Annotated in this window: 1 protein-coding gene; it reads left to right on the top strand. The window is 67.0% G+C overall.

Annotated elements, in window-relative coordinates; genetic code table 11:
* Positions 1-608 (top strand): hypothetical protein (locus J0A65_RS24870; protein WP_206596910.1); only part of this gene is annotated, 608 nt, incomplete at its 5' end.
* Between the last annotated feature and the right edge of the window lie 80 nt (positions 609-688).

Consider the following 688-nt stretch of genomic DNA (forward strand, 5'->3'; position numbering starts at 1 on the left):
TGGCCGGCGGTTTCCTCGGTTTCCAGGGCGGGATGCTGTACGGCAGCCAGCAGCAGATCTACCGCCATCTCGACAGTTATGCACCACTGGTGCAGACCTTGGCCGACGAGGTCTGGAGCGACTTCCAGGCTTATGTCGAAACCCAGGACGAGCAGGGCCAGCTGGCGGTACGTGATGTCAGCGTGCAGGCGCTGCTCGATCAACTGGCGATGGACTACCTGCGCAGCGAGCGCCAGGCGGAGGCGGCGCTGCGTGCCGACGCGTCGACCGCCGAGCGGATTGCCCTGGACCTGCTCGACCGTCTGCGCGCCAGCCTGCTGGGCAAGGCCATTGGCGAGCTGGCCGTGGAGAAGACGGCCCGTTACAGCGGGCTCGACGAAAAAGTGCTGACGCAGGTGCTGGATGCGCGTATCGGGCAACTGTTCCAGGCCGACTTCCTGCTCGGCCTGCTCAAGCGGCAGATCGGTCATGTCTTCAAGCCGTTCTACATCGCCTTGCTGATCCAGCTTGGCCTGTTGCTGGTGCTGGTCGCGGCGGAGTGGGGCGTCTCCCGCTGGCTGCGCCAGTTGCCTGCGCGCCAGCCGGTCGAGCCGCTGGCGCAGCTCTGATCTCAGGCTGCGGCGGCCTCGTCGCAGAGCAGCTCCGCGAGCACCGCCCGGTCGATGTTGGCGCCGCTGAGCACCACGGC

Source organism: Bowmanella yangjiangensis, assembly GCF_017255015.1.
GTDB lineage: Bacteria > Pseudomonadota > Gammaproteobacteria > Enterobacterales > Alteromonadaceae > Bowmanella > Bowmanella yangjiangensis.